This is a genomic window from Archangium gephyra (assembly GCF_042230915.1).
Taxonomy (GTDB): Bacteria; Myxococcota; Myxococcia; order Myxococcales; family Myxococcaceae; genus Archangium; species Archangium gephyra_B.
Genome location: NZ_CP102578.1, coordinates 11,074,336 through 11,096,336 on the forward strand (window position 1 = coordinate 11,074,336; position 22,001 = coordinate 11,096,336).

18 protein-coding genes are annotated in these 22,001 nt (G+C 72.3%); 11 read left to right on the plus strand and 7 right to left on the minus strand.

Annotated features, from left to right (window positions below):
- Window positions 1–30: 30 nt before the first annotated feature.
- On the plus strand, window positions 31–1,869 hold the full coding sequence (locus tag NR798_RS43680; protein ID WP_375768543.1) for an ATP-binding protein: 1,839 nt from the start codon (window positions 31–33) through the stop codon (window positions 1,867–1,869).
- On the opposite strand, the gene NR798_RS43685 is transcribed toward NR798_RS43680, so the two are convergent.
- Entirely contained in the window at window positions 1,823–4,339 is a 2,517-nt protein-coding gene (locus NR798_RS43685) for a GAF domain-containing protein (RefSeq protein ID WP_375768544.1), read from the minus strand. The two genes, NR798_RS43680 and NR798_RS43685, sit on opposite strands and share 47 nt — an antisense overlap.
- Window positions 4,340–4,733: 394 nt before the next feature.
- On the opposite strand from NR798_RS43685, the gene NR798_RS43690 reads away from it, so the two are divergent.
- From NR798_RS43690 to NR798_RS43720, 7 genes are all read left to right on the plus strand, one after another.
- Window positions 4,734–5,210: a chemotaxis protein CheW gene (locus NR798_RS43690; RefSeq protein ID WP_375768545.1), complete on the plus strand. Its 477-nt coding sequence runs from the start codon at window positions 4,734–4,736 to the stop codon at window positions 5,208–5,210.
- The gene (locus NR798_RS43695; protein WP_375768546.1) at window positions 5,207–6,697 is read left to right on the plus strand and encodes a CheR family methyltransferase; all 1,491 of its coding nucleotides are present in this window, start codon (window positions 5,207–5,209) and stop codon (window positions 6,695–6,697) included. The genes NR798_RS43690 and NR798_RS43695 overlap by 4 nt, the downstream gene beginning before the upstream one ends.
- Entirely contained in the window at window positions 6,694–7,299 is a 606-nt protein-coding gene (locus tag NR798_RS43700) for a chemotaxis protein CheW (protein ID WP_375768547.1), read from the plus strand. The genes NR798_RS43695 and NR798_RS43700 overlap by 4 nt, the downstream gene beginning before the upstream one ends.
- A complete protein-coding gene (locus NR798_RS43705; RefSeq protein WP_375768548.1) occupies window positions 7,296–8,945 on the plus strand; it encodes a methyl-accepting chemotaxis protein in 1,650 nt (549 codons plus the stop codon). Before NR798_RS43700 ends, NR798_RS43705 begins: the two co-directional genes overlap by 4 nt.
- 2 nt (window positions 8,946–8,947) lie before the next feature.
- Window positions 8,948–11,089, plus strand: a complete 2,142-nt coding sequence (locus NR798_RS43710) for a response regulator (protein ID WP_375773917.1) — start codon at window positions 8,948–8,950, stop codon at window positions 11,087–11,089.
- Window positions 11,086–12,141, plus strand: a complete 1,056-nt coding sequence (gene cheB / locus NR798_RS43715) for a chemotaxis-specific protein-glutamate methyltransferase CheB (RefSeq protein WP_375768549.1) — start codon at window positions 11,086–11,088, stop codon at window positions 12,139–12,141. The genes NR798_RS43710 and cheB overlap by 4 nt, the downstream gene beginning before the upstream one ends.
- A 108-nt stretch (window positions 12,142–12,249) precedes the next feature.
- Complete coding sequence (locus NR798_RS43720; protein ID WP_375768550.1) at window positions 12,250–13,935, plus strand: ATP-binding protein; 1,686 nt, start codon at window positions 12,250–12,252, stop codon at window positions 13,933–13,935.
- A 49-nt stretch (window positions 13,936–13,984) separates the two neighbouring features.
- Here the strand turns inward: NR798_RS43720 and NR798_RS43725 are convergent, their stop codons facing one another.
- Window positions 13,985–14,368 carry a hypothetical protein gene (locus NR798_RS43725; RefSeq protein WP_375768551.1) on the minus strand — a complete coding sequence of 128 codons (384 nt, stop codon included), beginning with the start codon at window positions 14,366–14,368 and terminating at the stop codon, window positions 13,985–13,987.
- A 310-nt stretch (window positions 14,369–14,678) separates the two neighbouring features.
- Here NR798_RS43725 and NR798_RS43730 point away from each other — a divergent pair, with 310 nt between their 5' ends.
- Window positions 14,679–16,457 (plus strand): metallophosphoesterase, encoded by a 1,779-nt coding sequence (locus NR798_RS43730; RefSeq protein ID WP_375768552.1) that lies wholly within the window; start codon window positions 14,679–14,681, stop codon window positions 16,455–16,457.
- On the opposite strand, the gene NR798_RS43735 is transcribed toward NR798_RS43730, so the two are convergent.
- The gene (locus NR798_RS43735) at window positions 16,458–17,009 is read right to left on the minus strand and encodes a hypothetical protein (protein WP_375768553.1); all 552 of its coding nucleotides are present in this window, start codon (window positions 17,007–17,009) and stop codon (window positions 16,458–16,460) included. It lies immediately after the preceding gene.
- Between the two features lie 7 nt (window positions 17,010–17,016).
- Window positions 17,017–17,490, minus strand: coding sequence for a hypothetical protein (locus tag NR798_RS43740; RefSeq protein ID WP_375768554.1), 474 nt, complete (start codon window positions 17,488–17,490; stop codon window positions 17,017–17,019).
- 356 nt (window positions 17,491–17,846) lie between these two features.
- Here NR798_RS43740 and NR798_RS43745 point away from each other — a divergent pair, with 356 nt between their 5' ends.
- Both NR798_RS43745 and NR798_RS43750 read left to right on the plus strand, forming a co-directional pair.
- Window positions 17,847–18,338, plus strand: coding sequence for a PilZ domain-containing protein (locus NR798_RS43745; protein ID WP_375768555.1), 492 nt, complete (start codon window positions 17,847–17,849; stop codon window positions 18,336–18,338).
- Between the two features lie 67 nt (window positions 18,339–18,405).
- The gene (locus NR798_RS43750; RefSeq protein ID WP_375768556.1) at window positions 18,406–18,891 is read left to right on the plus strand and encodes a PilZ domain-containing protein; all 486 of its coding nucleotides are present in this window, start codon (window positions 18,406–18,408) and stop codon (window positions 18,889–18,891) included.
- Here NR798_RS43750 and NR798_RS43755 read toward each other — a convergent pair.
- From NR798_RS43755 to NR798_RS43765, 3 genes are read right to left on the minus strand one after another with little or no spacing between them, the layout of a single operon-like run.
- Window positions 18,884–19,792, minus strand: coding sequence for a CheR family methyltransferase (locus NR798_RS43755; RefSeq protein ID WP_375768557.1), 909 nt, complete (start codon window positions 19,790–19,792; stop codon window positions 18,884–18,886). The two genes, NR798_RS43750 and NR798_RS43755, sit on opposite strands and share 8 nt — an antisense overlap.
- Window positions 19,789–20,304, minus strand: coding sequence for a chemotaxis protein CheW (locus NR798_RS43760; protein ID WP_375768558.1), 516 nt, complete (start codon window positions 20,302–20,304; stop codon window positions 19,789–19,791). Before NR798_RS43760 ends, NR798_RS43755 begins: the two co-directional genes overlap by 4 nt.
- A gap of 10 nt (window positions 20,305–20,314) precedes the next feature.
- On the minus strand, window positions 20,315–21,997 hold the full coding sequence (locus NR798_RS43765) for a methyl-accepting chemotaxis protein (RefSeq protein WP_375768559.1): 1,683 nt from the start codon (window positions 21,995–21,997) through the stop codon (window positions 20,315–20,317).
- Between the last annotated feature and the right edge of the window lie 4 nt (window positions 21,998–22,001).

Here is a 22,001-nt window from a genome sequence, read left to right on the forward strand (position 1 = left end):
ATTCCGGCCGCCCGGGCGTTGTTCCGGCCGATGCGAAAGGCCGTCGCCGGTTTCCTCTTCGTCGCCCTGCTGGCCATCCTGCTGGGTGCCAGCTCGCTCGCCGTGCTGCGCTCCGCCCTGCGCTACCAGGATCAGCTCCTCACCGGCTACATGGAGGACGTGGTCCTCACCCAGGAACTGGTGACGGCCCACACCCACTTCATGCACCAGGCGAGCGACTTCCTCCTGGAAGACGACGCGCCCCACCTGGCCCGGCTGAAGCAGTCACGCGAGCGCTTTGGCACCGTCGTCGAGCAGCTCACGCGCCAGGAGCCCCGGACGCCCGAGGAGCGCCGGCTGGTGGATCACTTCGTGGCGACGCGCGACCGGGCCCGCCACGTCCTGGACGGCCTCATCGCCACGCGGCGCGAGGAGGGCCCCGAGTCCGGCCCCCGGCTGCTGGCGGAGCTGCAGCCCATCCGCATGGAGATGGAGAAGACGCTGAACGCGCTGGCCGACCACGAGCGCGAGCGCTACTGGAAGACCCGCCACCAGACGCGGGCGGATGCGGGCCGGGCGCTGGGGATGCTCGCCCTGGCTTTCCTCGGGACGGTGGTGGTGGCCGTGGCCCTGGGCTGCTTCCTGGTGCGCGCCCTGCGCCAGCGCGTGCGGGCCGAGTCGGAGCGGGCCGCCATGCTGGAGCGCGAGCACGCCGCCCACCGCGCGGTGGAGGAGCGGCAGGCGCTGTTGGACCTGGTCATCGAGCAGACCGGCGATGCCGTCGTGGTGACGGACGCCAAGGGCGTCATCCGGCTCTTCAACGCCGAGGCCGAGCGCCAGCACGGCGTCACCCGCCAGCAGGTGTCCGCCCCCGAGTGGGCCGCCACCTTCGGCCTGCTCAACCTGGAGAGGCAACCCCTGCCCCTGGAGGAGACGCCCCTCTACCGCGCCCTCGAGGGCACGCCGGTGACCAACGCCCGCTGGCTGGTGCGGCGCCCGGATGGCTCGGTGCGCACGCTGTGCGGCACCGCCTCGCCCCTGCGCCGCCCGGACGGCTCGCCCGTGGGCGCCGTGCTCACCGCCCGCGACGAGACGGAGCGGCTGGCCCTGGAGCACCAGCGCGACGAGTCGCTGGAGCGGCTGCGCAGCACCGCGGAGTTCCGCGAGCGCTTCCTCGGCATCGTCGGGCATGATCTGCGCAACCCCCTCAACGCCATCACCCTCTCGGCCCGCGTGCTGCTGGTGTCCGAGGCCCTGCCCGAGCGCGAGCTGAAGGCGGTGCGGCGCATCTCCTCCAGCGCGGACCGCATGGCGCGGATGATTTCCGAGCTGCTGGACTTCACCCGCAGCCGGCTGGGCGGCGGCATGCCGATGGACCCGTGCCTGGCGGACCTGTCCGTCATCTGCCGCGAGGCGCTGGAGGAGCTGGAGACGTCGCACCCCGGCTCGCGCCTGTCGCTGCGGGTGCTCGGGCAGGGGCTGGGCGAGTGGGACGCGGGACGGCTCTCCCAGGTCGTCTCCAACCTGGTGGGCAATGCCTTGCAGTACAGCCCCGAGGGCTCTCCCATCCGCGTCACGGTGGACGGGCGGGCCGCCCACGAGGTGGTGCTCTCCGTGCACAACGAGGGTGCGCCCATCCCCGAGGAGGTGCTGCCGGTGCTCTTCGAGCCCTTCCGCCGCGGGACGCGCGAGAACGCACACCACGGGGGCGGACTGGGACTCGGGCTCTACATCGTGCAGCAGATCATCCTCGCCCACGGCGGAACGCTGGACGCCGGGTCGCACGCGGGCAAGGGCACCACCTTCACCGCCCGGCTGCCGCGCGAGAACCCGGGCCCGCCGCTCAGTGCAACCCCGTCCCCGCACCGTGCCGGGGCAGCCGCACCGTGAACGTGGTGCCCTCCTCCTGCGTGGAGCGCACGGACACGCTGCCCCCATGCGCCAGGACGATCTGCTGCACGATGTAGAGGCCCAGCCCCAGCCCCGAGGTCGAGGTCGGTGACTGCGCCTCCTCCGAGAACCGCCGGAAGGGCTCGAAGATGGACCCGAGCCGCTCGGGTGGAATCGGCGGCCCCTCGTTGTGCACCTCCAGCCGCACGAAGCCATTCTCACCATGCAGCGAGAAGCGCACCCGTGACTCCTCCGGGCTGTAGTCGAGCGCGTTCTTCCCCAGGTTGATGAGCAGCTGCGACAGCCGGTCCGCGTCCCACTCGCCCTGCAGGTCCCCCTCCACCTCCAGCTCCACCTCGCGCCCGGGCCGTCCCGCCTCCAGCTCCTCCACCACCTCGCGGCACAGCGCCGTCAGCTCCAACGCCCGCGGACTGATGGGAATGCCGCCGCCCAGCCGCCCGCGCGCGAAGTCCAGCAGGTCCGAAATCATCCGCTTCATCCGCTCGGCACTGGCGATGATGCGGCGCGCGCCCTTCACGTGCCGCTCCCCCAGGTCCTCCGAGCGCAGCAGCGCGTTGGCCGACAGCAGGATGGCGTTGAGCGGGTTGCGCAGATCATGCGAGACGATGCTCATGAAGCGCTCGCGGAACTCCGCCGTCCGGCGCAGGTGCTCCTCCGCGCGCTTCTGCTCCGAGATGTCCATCACCACCACGCCCAACCCCGAGATGGTGCCGTCCGCGTCCTGCACCGGGTAGTAGCTGGCCAGCCAGTGGCACCTCACGCCCGGCCGCGCGGGCGTCTCTCCCGACAACTCCACGTCCATCACCGGCTGGCCCGTCTCCAGCACCCGGTGCAGCACGGGCTCGATCTGCGCGGCGACCCGCGGTATCACCTCGCGCACGCTCTTCCCCATGTGCTCCTGGGGAGGGACCCCGTTCATCCGGGCCAGGTGCTCGTTGAGCCGCACGTAGCGCAGCTCCGTGTCCCAGAAGCCCAGGCCCACCGGCACCGTCTCCATGATGGCGTCCAGCCGCGAGAGGGCCTCCTGCGTCGCGGTGCGCGCCCGCCGCTCGGCATCATAGAGGCGCCCGCGCTCCAGCGCCTGGGCACACTGGCCGGCCACCACGCCCATCCACGCCCGCTCGTCCGGGGGAAACGGATGGCGCCGGCGGAACGACAGCCCGATGGCGCCGATGACCCGGCTCTCCACCCTCAGCGGCAAGCAGACGAAGGCGCCGTAGTCCTCCACCTCGGGGTGCCCCCTCCAGTGCGGGTAGTCGGCCAATACGGCCTCCAGCGACTCGTAGAAGCGGGGCGCGCCCGTGCGCACCACGTCGCGGTACATGCCGGGCGAGTCCTCCGGGAAGTGCTTCCAGTCCCGCGTCTCCGCCTCCGCGTAGCCGGTGGCCTCCAGCATGTCGAACCACCGGCCGTCCTCCGACAACAGGCCGAGCGAGCCGCCCGCGGCCCCCAGCGCCCGCACCGCCTTCTCCACCACCACGTGGGCCACCTGCGCGGTGGTGAGCGCCTGCGACAGCGAGGCCGTCACCTCTTGGAGGCGGGCCGTGCGAGACTCCTGCTCCCGCAGCCGCTCCAGGGTCCGCTCGGCGTGCTCCCGCGCCCGGCGCTCACCCGCCGCCAGCTGCGCCTGGAGGATGAGCGCGGTGGCCCGGCTCACCATCGCCCCGAAGAGCAGCTTGTCCTCGTTGGAGAAGTCGAAGGCCGTGCGGCTGCCCATCATCGCCACGCCCAGCGCCTCCTCCCCCTGCATCAGGGGTATTCCATAGAGGCCGCGCGTCCCCTGGCGGCGGAACACCCCCGACTTCACCTGCGGAGACGTCGCCGCCGAGCGCAGCGCCATGGGACGCCGCTCGGCGGCGATGCGCCCGGCGAAGCCCTCGCCCACCCGCACGAAGAAGCCGGAGGCCACCAGCTCCTCCAGCCCCACGGAGGCGCGCGCCCGCAGCACGTCCCCCTCGCGCAGCAGCAGCGTCACGGAGTCCACCGCCGAGGTGGCCTCCAGCATCACGCGCAGCAGCCGGGGCAGGAAGGTGTCCAGGTCCTCCGTCCCGCCCGCCGACTGGGAGATGCGCTCGAGGGCCTGGTAGGTGCGCGCGCGCACCCGGGCATGACGCGCGACGGCCACCGCCATCAGCTCGTCGAAGGCCCGGTTGAAGCGCTCCAGCTCCCCCAGCACCGCCGCCAGCTCGCGCGCCCCCCGGTGCTCTAGATGCTGGGTGTACAGCCGCAGGATGCTGGTGCGCAGGGCCGAGTACTCGCCCGACACCTCCTCCAGGTCGTAGCCCAGGTCCAGCCGGTCCAACACGTCCAGCTCCGGCGTCTCCGCCAGGCTGCCCGGCGTCCCCTGGTGGAGCGCCTCCAGCATCCCCGCCATGCGCTCGAGCAACACCGGCAGGTGGCTGCCGAGCCGCGGGTAGGGCAGGCCCCGCGTACAAGGCAACAGCCGCACCGCCCGCTCCCAGTGCTCCAGGATGTGGGAGCGGTGCTCCCGAAGGAAGGAGTGGAGGTGGAGAGGCCCAGGGGATTCCAGCGGTGTTGGATGCTCCGCCATGCCTTGAAGATGGAGCAGCCCCCATCCCCGAGACCGCTCCCCCGCCCCCGGACGAACGAAGCTCCCTCCCAGGGCGGCCTGCATTCCCGGCCGTCCCTCTCCTCCGTGCCGTGCGAGCCCCCTACCGCCGCTGTCACATTCCGGCGTGACCCCCGAACGTGCGCCGCGTCACAGCGCAGAGATGAGACCGGAGGCCCGAGACGTCCACCAGACGTCAAGTCTCCTTGCCGCCCCCCACGCGAGCGGCCATGGTGGGCAGCCCGCGCCTACACTGCGCACCATTGGGAGACGCATGGTGACGCCGCCCCCCCGCGAGGTCCTCCTCTTCCTGCTGGAAGGGCACCGCTACGCCCTGCCCCTGGAGGACGTGCGCGAGCTGGTGCGGGCCGTGCGCCTCACCCCCCTCCCCCGTGCCCCCGCCGTGGTGGAGGGGCTGCTCAACCTGCGGGGCGAGCTGCTCCCCGTGCTGGACATGCGCCGCCGCTTCCGCCTGCCCGCCCGCCCGCTCTCCTCCTCGGACCACTTCGTGGTGGCCCGCGCCGGCCGCCGCGCCGTCGGCCTGCGGGTGGACCGGGCCGAGGGCCTGCTCTCCCTGGAGGCGGGCCAGCTCGATGCGTCGCCCAGCGAGCTGCCAGGCGTGGGATACGTGGCCGGGGCCCTGAAGCTGCCGGACGGGCTCGTCCTCCTGCATGACCTGCGCACCTTCCTGTCGGAGGCCGAGGCGCTCGAATTGGAGGAGGCGCTCGCGGAGGAGGGAGCCCCACGGTGAGCAGTGACAGTTCCCAGCCCTGGCGCCACCCCGGCTACGTCGCCATCATCGACCTCGTCGCCGCGCGCGCCGGCCTGCTGCCGCCCAGCTGCCCCGCGGCCGCCATGGAGGGCATCGACCGGGCCATGGCCCGCGCGGGCCTGCCCGACTTCCCCACCTACCTCGCCCGGCTCGAGGCGGACGCCGCCCTGCTGGATGACCTGCTGGTGGAGCTCACCATCGGGGAGACGTACTTCTTCCGCAACCCGGAGCATTTCCAGTTCGTGCGCCACCAGGTGCTGCCGGACATGCGGCGCCGCCTGGGCGCCTCCCACGTGGTGCGCGCGTGGAGCGCCGGCTGCGCCTCGGGCGAGGAGCCCTACTCGCTGGCGGTGCTCCTCATGGAGGAGGGCTACGGCCACCAGATGGAGGTGCGCGCCACGGACGTGTCCCGCGCGGCGCTCTCCCGGGCCCGGGTGGCCCGCTACGGCGAGTGGTCCCTGCGTGGCCCCGAGGCCAGCCGCATGCGGCCCTTCCTGCACCCGGAGGGCCGGCGCTACACGCTCGATGCCCAGGTGCGCGACCGCGTCCACTTCGGCTACCTCAACCTCGCCGACGACACCTGGCCGTCCCACGCCCTCGGCATCTGGGGCATGGACATCATCTTCTGCCGCAACGTCCTCATCTACTTCAACCGCTCCACCATCGAGGCGGTGGCCCGGCGGCTCCACGCCTCGCTCGCCGACGGCGGCTTCCTCATCGCCGGCCCGTCGGACCCCTCGCTCGGCGACTACGCGCCCTTCGAGACGGTCCTCACCGACTGGGGCATCGTCTACCACCGGGCCACTCCGAGCCAGGCCTCCTGGGCCCACTCCGCCCGCCCCGTCCCCCCGCCCGCGCCGCCTTCCCCGCTCCCGCCCCCGCCACGGACTCCCGCGCCGCCGCCCGTGACCCTCCTGCCGCCCGCGCCCCCACCCGCCGTGCCGCCCTGGGAGCCCGCCGCGCCTCCGGAGCTCGCGGGCGCGCACCGGGCCCTCGCGGCCGGGGACTGGCGCGAGGCGGCACGGCTGGCCGGGGCCCACCTCGAGGACGCGGGCGCCGAGGCGATGGCCATCCGCGCCCTGGCCAACGTGGAGCCCCTGGCGGCCGTGCGCCTGTGTGCCGATGCCATCACGCGCCACCCGCTCGCCGTGGAGCTGCGCTACCTGGAGGCGATGGTGCTGCTGGGGCTCGGCCGCCTCGAGGAGTCCGAGCGTGCCGCGCGCCAAGCCCTCTACCTCGAGCCCTCCCTGGCCGTCGCCCACCTCATGCTGGGCCACATCCTCCGGCGCCAGGGCGACATGCGAGGGGCCCGGCGCGCCTTCCGCACCGCCGAGTCGCTGTGCGCCGCGCTCCCGCCGGAGGCGCCCGTGCCCCTGGCCGATGGCGAGCACGCCGGGCACCTGGCGGAGGTGGCCCGCGCGGAGCGCACCCGGTTGGACGCAACCTTCGAGGAGACGCGTGAATGAGTGGTCTGGATTGGGACGCGGCCTACAGGCGATTGAAGCGGCTCGCCTCCGCCACCGAGGCCACCGCCACGGCCGACCCCGCCCGGGAGGCGGCGCTGCTCGACGAGCGCGCGCGGGCGCTGGCCCGGCCCCTGGAGCGGCACGTCCAGGCCGGCCCCCTGCTGGAGCTGGTGCACTTCCGCTCCGGCGAGCAGGACTACGCGCTGGAGACGCGCTTCGTGCTGGAGGTGCTGCGCTCCCCGGAGCAGCTCGTCCCCCTGCCCGGCGCGCCGGAGCTGCTGCGCGGCCTCACCCTGCTGCACGGTGAGGTGCTCGCGGTGGTGGAGCTCGCCCCCCTCTTCGGCCGGACGGCGCCAGCCACCCATGGGCCCGTGCTCGTCGTGGGCTCGGGCCGGCCGGAGCTGGGCCTGCGCGCCGACGCCGTGGAGGAGGTGCGGGTCGTCGCCCGCGACACGCTCCTGCCCCCCCCGCCCGCGCTCGGCACGCAGGAGCGGACCCTCGTGTCCGGCATCAGCCGCGACGGCATCATCGTGCTGGAGGGAGAGGCCCTGCTGGGGGATGGTCGCCTCTTCTTCGACTTCTCCGAGGAGCGCAGCGTATGAGCATCGGGAAGAAGATCGCCCTCGGATTCGGACTGTCCCTGCTGGTGTTGAGCGCCGTGGCGCTGGTGGCCTTCCAGGGCGCCCAGCAGCTGGTGCAGACCACCGAGGGGCTGGTGGAGAGCCGGGACCAGGCCCGCAACATCCGCGAGGTGCGCATGCTGCTGCTGGACGCCGAGACGGGCCAGCGCGGCTACCTCCTCACCGGCGAGGATCGCTACCTGGAGCCCTACCGCCGGGCCACCCAGCAGATGGACGCGCAGCTCGAGGGCCTGCACAAGGCGCTCACCGACGAGCCCGACCAGCTGGCCCGGCTCGAGCGGCTCGAGCCCCTCATCCGCGACAAGCTCGCCGAGCTGGCGGACACCGTCCGCGTGCGCCAGCAGAAAGGCCTCAATCCCGCCCTGGAGATCGTCCAGACGGACCGGGGCAAGCTGCTCATGGAGCAGGTCCGCACGGGAATCGGCGAGATGGTGCAGACCGAGGATGAGCGCTGGGTGGCCTTCGAGAAGGAGGCCCGGGCAAGCTCCCAGCGCAGCATGGTGGTGCTGGGGCTGGGCACCCTGCTGGGCCTGCTCGTCGTGAGCCTGGGCAGCTACCTCATCACCCGCTCCATCACCGGCCCGCTGGACAAGCTGGTGGCGGGCTCCGAGCAGATCGGCCGGGGCAACTTCGCCCACCGCATCGACGTGAACAACCAGGACGAGACGGGGGAGCTGGCCCGCGCCTTCAACGCCATGTCCGAGCGCCGCCAGCAGGCCGAGGCCCAGCTGGCGAAGCAGGCCGAGGAGCGCGAGCACACCCTGCGGACGGTGGCCGAGTTCGTCAACCAGCTGGCGGGGGCCACGGCGCAGATCCTCGCCAGCACCACCGAGCAGGTGGCCGGCGCCCAGGAGCAGGGCAGCGCGGTGGCGGAGACGGTGAGCACCGTGGAGGAGATCGTCCAGATGTCCGAGGAGGCCGCGGGCCGGGCGCGCGCGGTGAGCGAGTCGGCGCGCCACTCGGAGGAGGTGGGCAAGAATGGCCGCAGGGCGGTGGACGAGGCCATCACCGCCATGAGCACCGTGCGCGAGCAGGTGGAGTCCATCGCCTCGCGCATTCTGGCCCTGGCCGAGCAGGCGCAGGCCATCGGCGACATCATCACCACCGTCAACGACATCTCCGAGCAGACGCACATGCTGGCGCTCAACGCCTCCATCGAGGCCAGCCGCGCCGGCGAGCACGGCCGGGGCTTCGCCGTGGTGGCCGCCGAGGTGAAGGCGCTGGCGGACCAGTCCAAGAAGGCCACCTCCCAGGTGCGGCAGATTCTCGGGCAGATTCAGAAGGCCACCCAGGGCGCGGTGATGACGACGGAGGAGGGCACCAAGAGCGTGGCCTCGGCCACCCGGGTGGTGACGCAGGCGGGCGCCCATATCCAGACGCTCAGCGAGCTGCTCGCGCAGGCCTCGCTCACCGCGGCGCAGATTTCGGCCTCGGCCAGCCAGCAGGCCACCGGCACCGGGCAGATAAGACAGGCCATGCGGGACGTGAGCCAGGCCACCCAGCAGACGCTCACCAGCATCCGGCAGACGGAGCGCGCGGTGCAGGATCTCAACGTCATGGGCCAGAAGCTCAAGGGCTTGCTGAGCGAGTACGGGCGCGCCGCATGACGATGGACCGGGACAGGCTCGCCCAGGCGCTGATGGCCACCTTCCTCGAGGAGCTCGAGGGGCATGTGGCGGCGCTCAACCGGGACCTGCTCGCGCTGGAGAAGGCGCCCTCGCACGCGCGCTTCGGCGAGCTGATGACGACGCTGTTGCGCACGGTGCACAGCGTGAAGGGCGCCTCGCGCGCGGTGAGCGAGGCCCTCATCGAGACGGCCTGCCACCGCTTGGAGGAGGTGCTGCTGGTGGTGCAGCGTCAGGGCGGCGCCAGCCCGGAGCTGATGGAGGTGTGCTTCACCGCCGCGGACGCGCTGGACGACGCGGGGCGGCGGCTGGCGCTCAAACAGGAGCTGAAGGGCTCGCCCCTGGAGGCCCTGCTGCCCCGGCTGGAGGAGGCGGCCCTCGCGCCCGAGTCCCTGCGCCCCGTGGCCCCCGGCGAGCCGCCGCGTCCGCCCGTGCCCGAGGCCCTACCGCCCGTGCCTCCCGGAGACGCCCCCGCCCCCGGCCCGGAAGGGCTGCCGGTGCGCGTGTCCGCCCAGAAGCTGGATGCGCTGCTGGCGCGCAGTGGCGAGCTGCGCGTGGCGGGCCTGCGGATGGAGGGCCGGGTGGAGCTGCTGGAGGCGCTGCACGAGGAGTTGCACCAGCTGCGCCTGCGGCTGAGCGGCTCGGACGAGGCGGCGGCGCGGAGGATGGAGACGCGGCTGGCGCAGCTCGGCCGGGCGCTCGCGGCGGACCGGCGCACGCTGCTGCAGGCCACGGGCGGCCTGGACGAGGAGGTGCGGCGCGCGCGCACCCTGCCCTTCGCCGAGGCGTGCGCGGGGCTGGAGCGCAACGCGAGGGACCTGGCGCTCGCCACGGGCAAGCAGGTGCGGCTGGAGGTGCGGGGCGGCGCGCTGGAGCTGGACCGCTCGCTGTTGCAGGGCCTGCGCGAGCCGCTGCTGCACCTGGTGCGCAACGCGGTGGCGCACGGGCTGGAGACGCCGGAGGCCCGGCGCGAGGCGCGCAAGCCCGAGGAGGGCCGGGTGACGCTCTCCGCGCGGCTGCGCGGGGGCCGGGTGCAGGTGGTGGTGGAGGACGACGGGCGGGGGCTGGACGTGGCCACCGTGCGCCAGCGGGCGCGGGCCCGCGGGCTGCCCGTGCTGGGGGACGCCGGGGACGCGCGGCTCATCTTCATGCCGGGCCTGTCCACGGCCGAGTCGGTGACGGAGGTGTCCGGGCGTGGGGTGGGGCTGGACGTGGTGCGCGCGCAGGTGGAGGCGATGCGGGGCAGCGTGGACGTGGCCTTCGAGCCGGGCCAGGGCTCTCGCTTCACCCTGGACGTGCCCCTCACGTTGAGCACGCTGCGGGTGCTGCTGGTGACGGCGGGCGGGCACACCTTCGCGGTGGCGGGCGAGAGCGTGGAGCGCCTGCTGCGGCTGGGCCCCGGGGACGTGCGCGTGGTGGAGGGCCGGCAGATGTGGGCCGCGCCCCGGGCGCTGGTGCCGCTGGCCACGCTGACGGCGGTGCTCGGCCTGGAGGCGAGCGCGCCCCGGCAGCGCCCGGGTGCCATGGTGCTGGCCTCGGGCGAGGTGCGCGCCGTGCTGGTGGTGGACGAGGTGCTGGCCGAGCAGGAGGTGCTCGTCCGCGGCCTGGGCCCGCGCATCCGCCGCGCACGCCATGTCTCGGGCGTGGCGGTGCTGCCGGACGGGCGCATGGCCCCGCTGCTCAACGCCGCCTCCCTGGTGCGCGCCGCCGAGGGCCGCACCGCCCCTGCCGGCCTCTTCCCCGCCCCCGTCGAGAAGAAGGCCAAGAGGCGCGTGCTGCTCGCCGACGACTCGATGACCACCCGCGCGCTGGAGCAGAGCATCCTCGAGGCGGCCGGCTACGACGTGCTGGCGTGCGTGGACGGGCAGGAGGCCTGGGAGCGGCTGCTCGCCGAAGGGGCCGATGCCGTCGTCTCCGACGTGGAGATGCCGCGCATGGACGGCTTCGCCCTCACCGAGGCCGTGCGCGGCTCGCCCCGCTTCGGCCGGCTGCCCGTCGTCCTCGTCACCGCGCGCTCCAAGCCCGAGGACAAGGCGCGCGGCCTCCAGGTGGGCGCCAGCGCCTACCTCGTGAAGAGCGCGTTTGACCAGACCCACCTGCTGGAGACCCTGAGGCAGCTCCTATGAAGCCCGACAAGCTCCGCGTCCTCGTCGCCGAAGACTCCCCCACCGCCCGGCGCCTGCTGGTGGAAATCCTACGGGCCGACCCCGCCTTCGAGGTGGTGGGCGAGGCCAAGGATGGCGTGGAGGCGGTGGAGATGACCCGCCGCCTGCGCCCGCACCTGGTCACCATGGACATCCAGATGCCGAACATGGATGGGCTGGAGGCCACCCGGCGCATCATGACGGAGGTGCCCACGCCGGTGGTGGTGGTGTCCACGCTGGTGGAGCGCGACATCCAGACGTCCATGGCCGCGCTGCGCTCCGGGGCGCTCGCGGTGCTGCAAAAGTTGGTGGGCCCGCATGCGCCGGACTTCGAGACGGAGGCCCGCCGGCTGCGCGACACGGTGAGGGCCATGGCCGAGGTGAAGGTCATCCGGCACTGGCCCACGCGCGAGGAGCCCACCCCGCGCGCGCCCCTGATGCCGGCGCGCCGCGGCAAGCCCACGCTGCTGGCCATCGCCGCGTCCACCGGAGGCCCCGCGGCCCTGCACCGCATCCTCTCGGAGTTGCCCGCGGGCTTCCCGCTCCCCATCCTCGTGGTGCAGCACATCGCCCTGGGCTTCGCCAAGGGCCTGGCCACCTGGCTGGACAGTGTGTGCCCATTGGAGGTGAAGGTGGCCGAGGACGGCGAGGCGCTGCGCCCGGGGGTCGTCTACATCGCACCGGATGACCGGCACCTCGGGGTGCGGGCGGACAGGCGGGTGGAGGTCTCCAACGCCGCCCCGGTGGGAGGCTTCCGGCCGTCGGGCACCTGGCTCTTCCGCTCGGCGACGCAGGTGTTCGGTCCCTCGCTGGCCGCCACCGTCCTCACGGGGATGGGGCAGGACGGCCTGGACGGTTTGCGGGAGGTGCACGAAGCCGGTGGCTGGGTCCTGGCGCAGGACGAGGCCACCAGCGTCGTCTACGGAATGCCGGGGGTGGCCGTGGCGGCGGGGCTCGCCCACGAGGTGCTGCCGCTCGGGGACTTCTCCCGCCGCTTCCGGGAGCTCGCCGGAGTGGAGGGGGGAGGAGCATGAGCGTTGGCTTGCGAACGCCGCTCCCTGGCCCGCCCTCCAAACGGGTGGGCGGAAGTGGGTTGGACATGAAATGAAGAGGAGTCGACCGCCACCGGTTGTGGCGTTGCCATGAGCCTTCCCCCCTCCGGATTCGAGATGGCCTTCAAGGCCCTGCCAGAACCGGCCTACCTGCTGGACGAGGCGGGACGCGTGCTCGCGTGCAGCAGCGCGGGGGCGAGGGTGCTGGGCATGCCGCCGGAGCTGCTCGCGGGCCAGCGCTGGGCCGGGCTGGCGCTCGGTGCCGAGGATGGAGCCCTGCTGGAGTCCGGGCGCGGGGTGGCACTGGCCACCGGAGCGCCGCACTCGGTGGAGGCCTCCTGGCCGGGCGAGCGCGGCCCCCAGCCCCACACCTTCTGCTTCACCCCGATGCGCGAGGGCGAGGGCCCGGTGCGGGTGCTGGTGACGGCGCGTCCCCTCACGGAGGCGGAGGCGGTGCACTCGCGGGCGCTGGCGCTGGAGCAGGCCGCGCGCGCCGAGGTGGAAGCCGCCGAGCGCCGCCAGTCCTTCCTCTACCAGGCGATGACGACGCTCTTCGCGCACCCGCCGGACCCGCAGGGCATGTACACGCTGCTGGCGCACCTGGCGGTGCCGGACCTGGCGGACTGGTGCCTGGTGGACGCGGTGGAGCAGGGCGCGTGGGTGTCGCGCGTGGCGGTGGCGCACCTGGATCCAACGCAGTTCGAGCAGGCGCGTGCGCTGACGAAGCGCTTCGAGCGGCGCGAGGCCCCGGTGGGCGTGCTGCGGGTGCTGCACACGGGCGAGCCGGAGCTGGTGCCGGCGGTGACGGACTCGCTGCTGCGCGCGGCGGCCTCGGAGCCCGAGCACCCGGCGCTGCTGAGCCGGCTGCAGGCGCGCTCGTACATGATCATCCCGCTGAAGGCGCGGGGGCACACGCTGGGGGCGGTGACGTTCGTGTCGGGGGCGTCGGGGCGGCGCTACGGCCCGAGCGACCTGGCGCTGGCGGAGGACCTGTGCGTGCGGGCGAGCCTGGCCATCGACAACGCGCGGCTGTTTGGCGAGTCGAGGCGGGCGACGCGGGCGCGGGAGGACTTGCTGGCGGTGGTGTCGCACGATTTGAAGAACCCGCTGGGGGTGGTGCAGCTGGCGTCGGCGCTGCTGCTGAGGGGCGCGCAGGGCAAGCCGGGCAGCGAGCCGGTGCAGAAGCAGGCGGGCCGCATCCAGGCGGCGGCGGACCGGATGGGGCGGCTCATCTCGGACCTGCTGGACTGGGGGCGCATCGAAGCGGGAGGGCTGCCGCTGGAGCCCTCGGAGCAGCCGGTGGCGTCCCTGGTGATGGAGGCGCTGGAGAGCGTCCGGCCGCTGGCGGAGGCGCGAGGGCTGAAGGTGGCGGCGGAGCTGCCGGACGAGGACATGCTGGCGAAGTGCGACCGGACGCGGGTGTTGCAGGTGTTGGGCAACCTGCTGGGCAACGCGTTGAAGTTCACGCCGGACAGCGGGCAGCTGACGGTGGGGGCGCGGGTGCACCGGGGCGAGGTGGAGCTATGGGTGCGGGACACGGGCACGGGAATCCGCCCGGACGCGCTGCCGCACGTCTTCGAGCGCTACTGGCAGGCGAAGGACGCGGAGAGCCGGGGCACGGGGCTGGGGCTGTACATCGCGAAGGGAATCGTCGAGGCGCACGGCGGCCGCATCTGGGCGGAGAGCCAGCTGGGCAAGGGCAGCACGTTCACCTTCACGCTGCCGACGGCGGGCCCGGTCGCCGGGAAGTCCAAGTCCTCCCACCCGGCCCTCTGACTCCCTCTCCCTTTGGGAGAGGGTGGGGGTGAGGGTCTGCCCACCGTACCTACACCCCCACGGGTTCGTGGTGCGTCACCGTGCGCACGAGCACGAAGGAGCCGGTGGGCCCGAGGGCAATCACATACGTCTCGCGCTCCACCTCGACGAGGGAGCCATGGGTGGCCTCGGGCTGGAGCTCTAGCCACCCGAGGGCCTCGTCCATGGAGGGAAAGGTCCGCACGGGGCCACCGGGCGAAGTGTCCCCGGCTTCCCGCGACTCGAGCCAGCCGTAGAAGTCCTCGAGCTCGTCGCGGGAGTGGAGGAAGAGCAGGGCCCGGGCCGCGAGGGCGATGACGGCATACTCCTCCGAGTCGGACGCATGAGGGCGGGCCGCGGAGGCGAGCGCCCGCAGCGTCCGCTCCAGACCAGGCCGCGAAGAGGACTCGTCCATCGTGCACCCCCTGCCACGCCGAGGTGGCCAGCATTGCCAAGGCAATCGCTACCAATCTGTCGAGGTGCGGCGCGGAGGCAACCCCCGAGGAGGCGGGAGCGCCCGGTTCTCGAAAGAAAGTCCGGAAAGGGGAGGGCCCCGGCGAGGCGCTCCCCTGGCGCGTCCCACGCCGTGCGGGAAACCCGACACTCGGGCGCGAGCCAAGAGGCTCCCTTGCTCCGGCAGGAGGCGCCGCGCAGGTTTGAACGAGTCCCCCCGTGTCGTGCCATGCCACTCGCGAGTCCCTTCCCGTTCACACGGAGGAAGAGCCATGGCCTCGGGAACAGACGTCCTCACCACACCTGCCCCCTCTGGGGCCGCGCCCCCCGAGCGCCCCAAGGGCCGGAAGATGGTGCGCTGGTTCGATCCCTTCGTGCTCCTCAAGGCGGGCGTCCGCTCGACGATCTCCACGACGATCGGAGAGCAGGCGGATCGCCGGCTGCTCGATGCGCTGGCGTCGCCGAAGGTGGAGCCCAGCAACTTCTCGGAGGACGAGGCGGGGCGGCCGCGCGAGGAGCTGTGGTTCGACTTCGTGGCGGACCTGGGGGACGGCTGGGACTCCACGTACGCGGTGGCGCAGACGGTGTCACGGCCCACGCTGACGCTGACGGACGAGACGGGAGCCACCTACGAGACGCGCCGGGGCGAGGTGCTCGTCTTCGGAGGGGACGAGGTGTACCCGGAGGCGAGCGTGAAGGAGTACGAGGAGCGCACGGTGCGGCCGTGGGAGGCGGCGATGAGGGGGCAGGGGCCGGCGCCGCACCTGTTCGCGATTCCGGGCAACCATGACTGGTATGACGGGCTGGTGTCCTTCATGCGGCTGTTCTGTCAGGGCCGCCGGACGGCGGGCTGGCAGATGCACCAGCGGCGCAGCTACTTCGCGGTGAAGCTACCGCACGGCTGGTGGCTGCTGGGCACGGACATGCAGCTCGAGTCGGACCTGGACGAGCCCCAGGTGCGCTACTTCCAGGAGCTGGCGAAGCAGATGAAGGAGGAGGACCGGATCATCCTCTGCCTGGCGGAGCCCGCGTGGCTGCTGGCGCAGGTGCGCCCGCCGGGAGAGCGCACGTACCTGGACAACAACCTCGTCTTCCTGGAGCAGCAGGTGCTGGGCAAGAAGGTGAGCGTCTTCCTCACGGGGGACATCCACCACTACCGGCGGCACGCGAACGAGGAGGGGCGGCAGAAGATCATCGCGGGCGGAGGGGGCGCCTTCCTGCACCCGACGCACGTGCCGCGCAAGGAGGCGGCGCTGCCGGAAGGCTTCACCCCGCGCAAGCTGTTCCCGGAGCCCGCGGTGTCCCGGCGGCTGTGCTGGCGCAACCTGGGATTCGTCGGGCACACCCCCACGATGGGCATCTTCACGGGAATCCTCTACCTGCTGCTGGCGTGGATGCAGGTAGCGGACTTGCGCGAGGGCGCCACGGTGGCGTGGAGGCTGTCGCGGGTGCTGAGCACGGCGCTCGTCAACCCGGGAGTCATCCTGCTATCGGTGCTGCTGGTGCTGGGGATGATGGCCCTGGCGGATGGGCGCTTCGGCCGGGCGCGCTGGGTGGCGGGGCTGCTGCATGGCGTGGCGCACCTGGCCGCGTCGCTCTTCGTCTTCTGGGGGGCCTTCGCCGTCACGGGCGCCTTGCTGCCGCCCGGGAGCGTCCCGCAGGAGCTGTTCGGGGCGGTGCTCGTCTTCGCTGGAGGCTTCCTGCTCGGACCGACGCTGCTGGGGCTCTACCTGCTCATCTCGCTCAACGGCTTCGGGGCGCACGCCAACGAGGCGTTCTCCTCGCTGAGCATCCCGGACTGGAAGAACTTCCTGCGGCTGCGCATCGACCGGGACGGGAGCCTGTGGCTCTACCCCATCGGCCTGAGGCGGGTGCCTCGCGCGTGGAAGCGGGCGCAGACGGTGCGGGAGCCGGAGTGGGTGGCGGATGACAAGGACGCCACGCCCCCGGAGCTCATCGAGCCGCCCATCGTCATCGGCGCGGCGCGGACCACGGCTCCCCGCGTGGCGGGGCGGAGCTCGCCCGAGTACGCCGGGCCCGCGGCGCCGTAGTCAGCCCTCGCGCGGGGGGAGGAGGCCCACGCTGACAGCGTACTGCCTCGCGTCCTCGACGGCATTGAAGATGCGGGGAGACTCCGGGAAGACGCGCTCCGCCAGCTCGGCGAGCTTCAACGCCTTCTCCAGCGCCTCCTTCGTCATCTCCATGGCCCAGAATTCGATGAGCCCCGCCCAGGAGTTCTCCAGGGCACGCAGGGCGCTCGCCACGCTCTCCTCGAAGAGCGCCTCCGCCCGCGCGGGTGAGCTGCGGAAGACATCGACGAAGTGGGCGAGTTCCAGCAGCGCCGGAGCCCCCCGGCTGGAGGCCTGGACGGCCTGCTCCAGCAACTGCTCGATCTCCGCGAGCGCCTGCTCCATCTCGACCCCGGGTTCATCGGTCAGTTGCAACAGCCGCGCGAGCTCCAACAGGTTGGGCGTGAACGCGGGACAGTCCCGGGCCAGCTCCCGGAGCCGCTGGAGTTGCTCCGGGCTCGCCTCGTTGGCAGAGCCAGCCTCCCGGGCCGCCCGCATCCGGGCCATCATCTCATCGAGAGTGGGGTGTGCCATGGCAGCCTCAGATCTTCCCCATGAGGCGCGGCTGCTGCTTGATGAGCTTGGCGGCCTCACGCAGTTGGGCCTTCGTCGCGAGACTGAAATCGCCGTCTTTCATCATCTTCTCGATCTGATACAGCGTGTAATCCTTGAGCTGCGAGGGGAAGTCCGTCGCCCGCTGGAGGCGCGCGGGAATCTCCCCCAACTTCGTGTTCAGCTGGGCAATGCGCGCCAGCAGCTGGGTGGCGTGCTGTTGGGAGATCAAACCCGCGGCGCTGGATTCAGCGATGAGCACCTCGGCCTCGGCCAGCTGCCCCTGCGCGATCAGCGCCTGGATACGGGCGACGGCACTGTTGCATTCGGCATGCACGCCGTCGTCTGGCGCCCCCCACTCCACCCCAGGCACATCGGAGCCCTCGCGAATGCCACGAGCGCCAGGAGCACACGCGCCAACCACGAGGGAGAGCCCGCTCAGGAGCACCAGCCAGTTCCGCATGAGCACCTTCCTTCCTGGGGCAGACAGGTCCTCGAGGATAGACCCTCCCCCTCCCTCTCCTAGAGCGGTGAAGACGCACCCTGAGAGAAACCGCACACCGCGGGTTCCGGCGCCCCGGGCCGCCCGGTTATCGTACGGGCAGTGATGCCTCGCCGCCCCCTGCGTCTCCCACAAGGACATACCCGGACACGACAAGCCCAATGGCGACTTTCAGGGACGCCTGATCGACGCCGTCCCATGGGCTGGGGGCGCGCCGCGCGCCTGGACGCGGCCCCGCCCAACCTGGGCCGGAGGCCCACTCCCTGATGGCGGGAGGGCGAAATTCCCAGTAAGAACCAGGAGACAGGAGCGACACCATGGGCGTGATCCAGTTCATCGACGAGTTCCGCGCGCTCCACACGAGGGCGCGGCAGGGGAAGCTGGGGGAGTCCGAGCGCCAGGACTACCTGGCCAAGCGCGAGCAATTCGCGCGGGCCCTGCTCAACGCCCAGGGCCTGATGCTCGACGGGGCCGAGGCCCGGCGCCACTACCGCGTGGCCCACCAGCTCCCCGTGGAGCTGCAGATGGCCTACGGCAACGTGTGGACGAACACGCTGGACATCTCGGCCGGTGGCTTCTCGGTGACGCTGCCGCACGCGGTGGACGTGAAGGAGCGGCCCAGCGCCCTGCTGTACCTGCCGGACGGCTCGACGCTGGCGGGCCGGGTGCGCGTGGTGTCCCAGTTCCAGCGCGCCGACAAGCACCGCGCCTCCTTCGCCTTCATGGACCTGACCGAGCGCGAGATGGAGCTGCTCGAGGGTTTCCTCATCGACTTCGCCCTGGAGCGGGTGGGCATCACCCCTCCGTAGCAGTGCCCCTCGCGACAGGGAGCCCACCCTGGCCGCACCCTGAGAGCAGACACCTCGGAGAGCCGTGATGAGCGCCAATCTGTGGGTGGAGCAGTTCCGGGCGCTCCATGCGCGTGCGCGCAAGGGGCAGCTGCCCGAAGAAGAGAAGCGGCGCTACGCCGCGGCCCGGGAGCAGTTCGCGAGGGCCCTGACGGCGGCGCAGGGCATGAGCCTGCCTCCGGGCCAGTCCGCGCGCCGCAGCTTCCGCATCGCCCAGGGGCTGCAGGTGGACATCGCCTTCGCCTCTGGACCCATCCGGGCCATCACGATGGACGTGTCGGTGGGCGGCTTCTCGGTGATGATGCACAAGCCGCCCGTCGAGTCGGAGAAGCCGGAGTTCACGCTGCGGCTGCCGGGCAACCAGGAGCCGGTGAAGGGCAAGGCCCGGACGGTGTCGGTGCAGCGCAAGATTGGAACCCACCGCGTCTCGTTCTCCATGCACGGCGTGCCCGAGAAGGACACGGAGCGGCTGGAGACGGCGCTGTTCGACCTGGCGCTGGAGCGCATCAAGTAGGGCCGCCGCCCGAGGGCGGAGAGGACCTGGCGCAATAGACGTTGGGGGCCACGCAGCGGGCGGGCTCGGCGGTGCCGGTGAGGCTCTCGGCGTGCCCGAGGAAGAGGTAGCCCGAGGGGAGCAGCCGCCGCATCAGGGCGCTCAGCGCCTGGGCCCGGGCCTGGGCGCCGAAGTAGATGAGGACGTTGCGGCAGAAGACGAGCTCGAAGGGCCCCTGCGGCCAGCCGCGCTCGTCGCTCAGGTTGACGCGGGCGAAGCGCAGCACCTCGCGCAGCTCCGGCCCCGCCTGCATCCACCCTTCCTGGCTGCGCACGCCCTTGAGCATGAAGGCGCGCAGCAGGGGCCGGGGGATGCCCGCCGCCTTCTCCATCGGCCACAGCCCCTGCCGGGCGCGCTCCAGGGCCCAGGTGGACAGGTCCGTCGCCAGCACCTCCACCTCCCAGCCCGAGCCCGGGGGGAAATGCGAGAGCAGCGTCATGGCCAGCGAGTAGGGCTCCTCGCCCGTGGAGCACCCCGCGCTCCACACGCGCACGCGCCGCTCCATCAGCCCCTGCGCCGCCCGCCGCGTCCACTCCGGGAAGACGCGCTGGCGCAGGAAGTCGAAGTGCTGCGGCTCGCGGAAGAAGTGCGTCTCGTTGGTGCAGAGGCAGTCCATCATCCGCACCCGCTCGGCCTCGTTGCCGCGCGCGGTGACGAAGCGGTAGTAGGCCCCGAAGGACGCCAGCCCCAGCGCGCGCACCCGCCGGGACAGCCGCCCCACCAGCAGCGCCTGCTTCGTGGGGCCCAGGTGGATGCCGGCCTCCCGCTCCACCAGCGTCTGGAAGAGGGAGAACTCCCGCTCCGTCAGCGGCAGCGGGCCCACTCCGGGCAGCGCGGTCTCCGCCGGAGCCGCGGCCCTCATGCGCCCCCACCCGGGGCGGAAGCGCCGGCCAGGCCCAGCAGCTCCTCCGCGCTCAGCACCCGGTCCAGGTCCAGCAGGAGGATGAAGCGCTGCTCCTGCCGGCCCATGCCTCGCAGGTAGTCCACCGGGGCGCGCGTGCCGAAGGCGGGCGGCGGCTCGATGTCGTCCGGCCCCAGGTCGAGCACCTCGCTGACCGAGTCGGCCAGCAGCCCCAGCGTGGTGCGCTCCCCGTCCAGCAGCGCCTCGACGATGACGAAGCACGTCCAGCGGGTGATGGGACGCGGGCCGAGTCCCATCTTCATCGCCAGGTCCACCACGGGCACCACCCGGCCCCGCAGGTTGATGACGCCCAGCACCGCCGGAGGCATGCCCGGCACCCGGGTGATGGGCACGTGCTCGATGATTTCACGGATGCGCAGCAGCTCGAGGGCGTACGTCTCGCCCGCCAGCGAGAAGCCCAGGTACTGCGCCGGACGGGCGACTTCGGATGCGGTGTTCGTGTTCGTGCTCATGGAGAGGCCTTCAGTCCTGGAAGCGCTTGAGGTCATGGGCCGGACCGCGGGGGGGCACCTGGGTGGGCAGCGGCTGCGCCACCGCCTTCAGCCCCTGTGCCGGCGAGTGCACCACGGGCAGGTGCACCGGCCCTGGCCTCAGCGAGCGCACCGGCTGCGCCATGCCGTGCATCGGCCGCGCCTCCTCCGCCATCCGGAAGAACGTCATCATCTGCTGCAGCGACTCGGCCTGTGCCGCCAGCTCCTCCGCCGTCGACGACAGCTCCTCCGCCGCCGACGCGTTTCTCTGCGTCACCTGGTCCACCTGCACCATCGCCCGGTTCATCTGCACCACCCCGCTCGCCTGCTCCCTCGACACCGCCGCCACCTGCTGCACCAGCTCCGCCGTCTTCCGAATCGACGGCACCAGCTCCTTCAGCAGCTTCCCCGAGCGCTCCGCCACCTTCACGCTGCTCCCCGCCAGGCTCCCTATCTCCTTGGCCGCCTTCTGGCTCCTCTCCGCCAGCTTCCTCACCTCCGCCGCCACCACCGCGAATCCCCTCCCGTGCTCCCCCGCCCTCGCCGCCTCCACCGCCGCGTTCAACGCCAGCAGGTTCGTCTGGTACGCAATCTCCTCCACGATGGAGATTCTCTCGGCGATTGCCGCCATCGCCTCCACCGTCTCGTTCACCGCCAGCCCGCTCTCCTCCGCCTCCGCCGCTCCCCGCAGCGCCATCGCCTCCAGCTGCTTGCTCGTCTCCGCGTTCTGGCTGATGGACGTGCTCAGCTGCTCCAGGCTCGTCGTCGTCTCCTCCACCGACGCCGCCTGCGTGCTCGTCCCCTGTGACAGCGCCTGTGCGGCCGCCGCTACCTGCCCCGAGGCTCCCGACAGCGAGCCCACCGCCCCCCGCACCTCGCCCATCACGCCGCCAAGGCGCTGCACCATCTCCCGCAGTCCCGCCATCATCCGCGCCGTCTCGTCCTGGCCCCTCACCTCGATGGTGCCCGTCAGGTCTCCCGAGGCCAGCTTGCCCGTGAGCCCCACCGCCTCGTTCAGCGGCCGGGTGATGCTGCGCGCCAGCACCCACGCCAGCAGCACCGCCAGCAACGGCCCCACCAGGCCTCCCATCACCAGCATGTCTTTCAACCGCTCCACGCCCGCGCCGGCCACCTTGTTGCGCTCATCGCGCGCGGCCCCCTCGGCCTTCCGGAGGGCCTCCGCCGTGAGGTTCAGTTCCTCCATGATCTTCCGGCCCTTGCCGCTCTTCACGTACTCGGTGAGCTGCTCCAGGGGGATGCGCCCGGCGTCCACGTCCCGGCGCAGCGCCACCTGGTGCGCCAGGTGCGGAAGGAACTGCTGCTGGTACTGATCCAACAGTTTCTGGAGCAACTCCCGCTCCTGGAGGCCAATGGCGCTCTTCTCCTTCAACTGCGCATGGGCCTGGAGGAACTGGGCCTGCAATTGCGGCTGCGGCTCGAGGAAGGACTCATCACCCGTGAGCGAATGGCCTCGCACCCGGCCATTCATCTCCAGCAGGAAGCCCCTCAAGGTCTGGACGTCACCGATGACCTCATAGGAGCGGTAGTTCGCCGCGGCGGCATCCACCAGGCCGAGGAAGAGGGCGTAGGAGCCCCAGATGATGGTGACGAGCAGGGCAACGGGCGCGCCGAATCCGAACTGGAGCTTCCGGGAGATACTGAGGTTGTCGAGCATGGAG

Bases quoted from the DNA above. Each gene is read 5' to 3' on its own strand.
- NR798_RS43720 (WP_375768550.1), top strand. From the start codon at position 12,250: ATGAGCCTTCCCCCCTCCGGATTCGAGATGGCCTTCAAGGCCCTGCCA.
- NR798_RS43765 (WP_375768559.1), bottom strand. From the start codon at position 21,997: ATGCTCGACAACCTCAGTATCTCCCGGAAGCTCCAGTTCGGATTCGGC.
- cheB (WP_375768549.1), top strand. From the start codon at position 11,086: ATGAAGCCCGACAAGCTCCGCGTCCTCGTCGCCGAAGACTCCCCCACC.
- NR798_RS43700 (WP_375768547.1), top strand. From the start codon at position 6,694: ATGAGTGGTCTGGATTGGGACGCGGCCTACAGGCGATTGAAGCGGCTC.
- NR798_RS43750 (WP_375768556.1), top strand. From the start codon at position 18,406: ATGAGCGCCAATCTGTGGGTGGAGCAGTTCCGGGCGCTCCATGCGCGT.
- NR798_RS43690 (WP_375768545.1), top strand. From the start codon at position 4,734: ATGGTGACGCCGCCCCCCCGCGAGGTCCTCCTCTTCCTGCTGGAAGGG.
- NR798_RS43705 (WP_375768548.1), top strand. From the start codon at position 7,296: ATGAGCATCGGGAAGAAGATCGCCCTCGGATTCGGACTGTCCCTGCTG.
- NR798_RS43755 (WP_375768557.1), bottom strand. From the start codon at position 19,792: ATGAGGGCCGCGGCTCCGGCGGAGACCGCGCTGCCCGGAGTGGGCCCG.
- NR798_RS43735 (WP_375768553.1), bottom strand. From the start codon at position 17,009: ATGGCACACCCCACTCTCGATGAGATGATGGCCCGGATGCGGGCGGCC.
- NR798_RS43725 (WP_375768551.1), bottom strand. From the start codon at position 14,368: ATGGACGAGTCCTCTTCGCGGCCTGGTCTGGAGCGGACGCTGCGGGCG.
- NR798_RS43760 (WP_375768558.1), bottom strand. From the start codon at position 20,304: ATGAGCACGAACACGAACACCGCATCCGAAGTCGCCCGTCCGGCGCAG.
- NR798_RS43740 (WP_375768554.1), bottom strand. From the start codon at position 17,490: ATGCGGAACTGGCTGGTGCTCCTGAGCGGGCTCTCCCTCGTGGTTGGC.
- NR798_RS43730 (WP_375768552.1), top strand. From the start codon at position 14,679: ATGGCCTCGGGAACAGACGTCCTCACCACACCTGCCCCCTCTGGGGCC.
- NR798_RS43710 (WP_375773917.1), top strand. From the start codon at position 8,948: ATGGACCGGGACAGGCTCGCCCAGGCGCTGATGGCCACCTTCCTCGAG.
- NR798_RS43745 (WP_375768555.1), top strand. From the start codon at position 17,847: ATGGGCGTGATCCAGTTCATCGACGAGTTCCGCGCGCTCCACACGAGG.
- NR798_RS43680 (WP_375768543.1), top strand. From the start codon at position 31: ATGCGAAAGGCCGTCGCCGGTTTCCTCTTCGTCGCCCTGCTGGCCATC.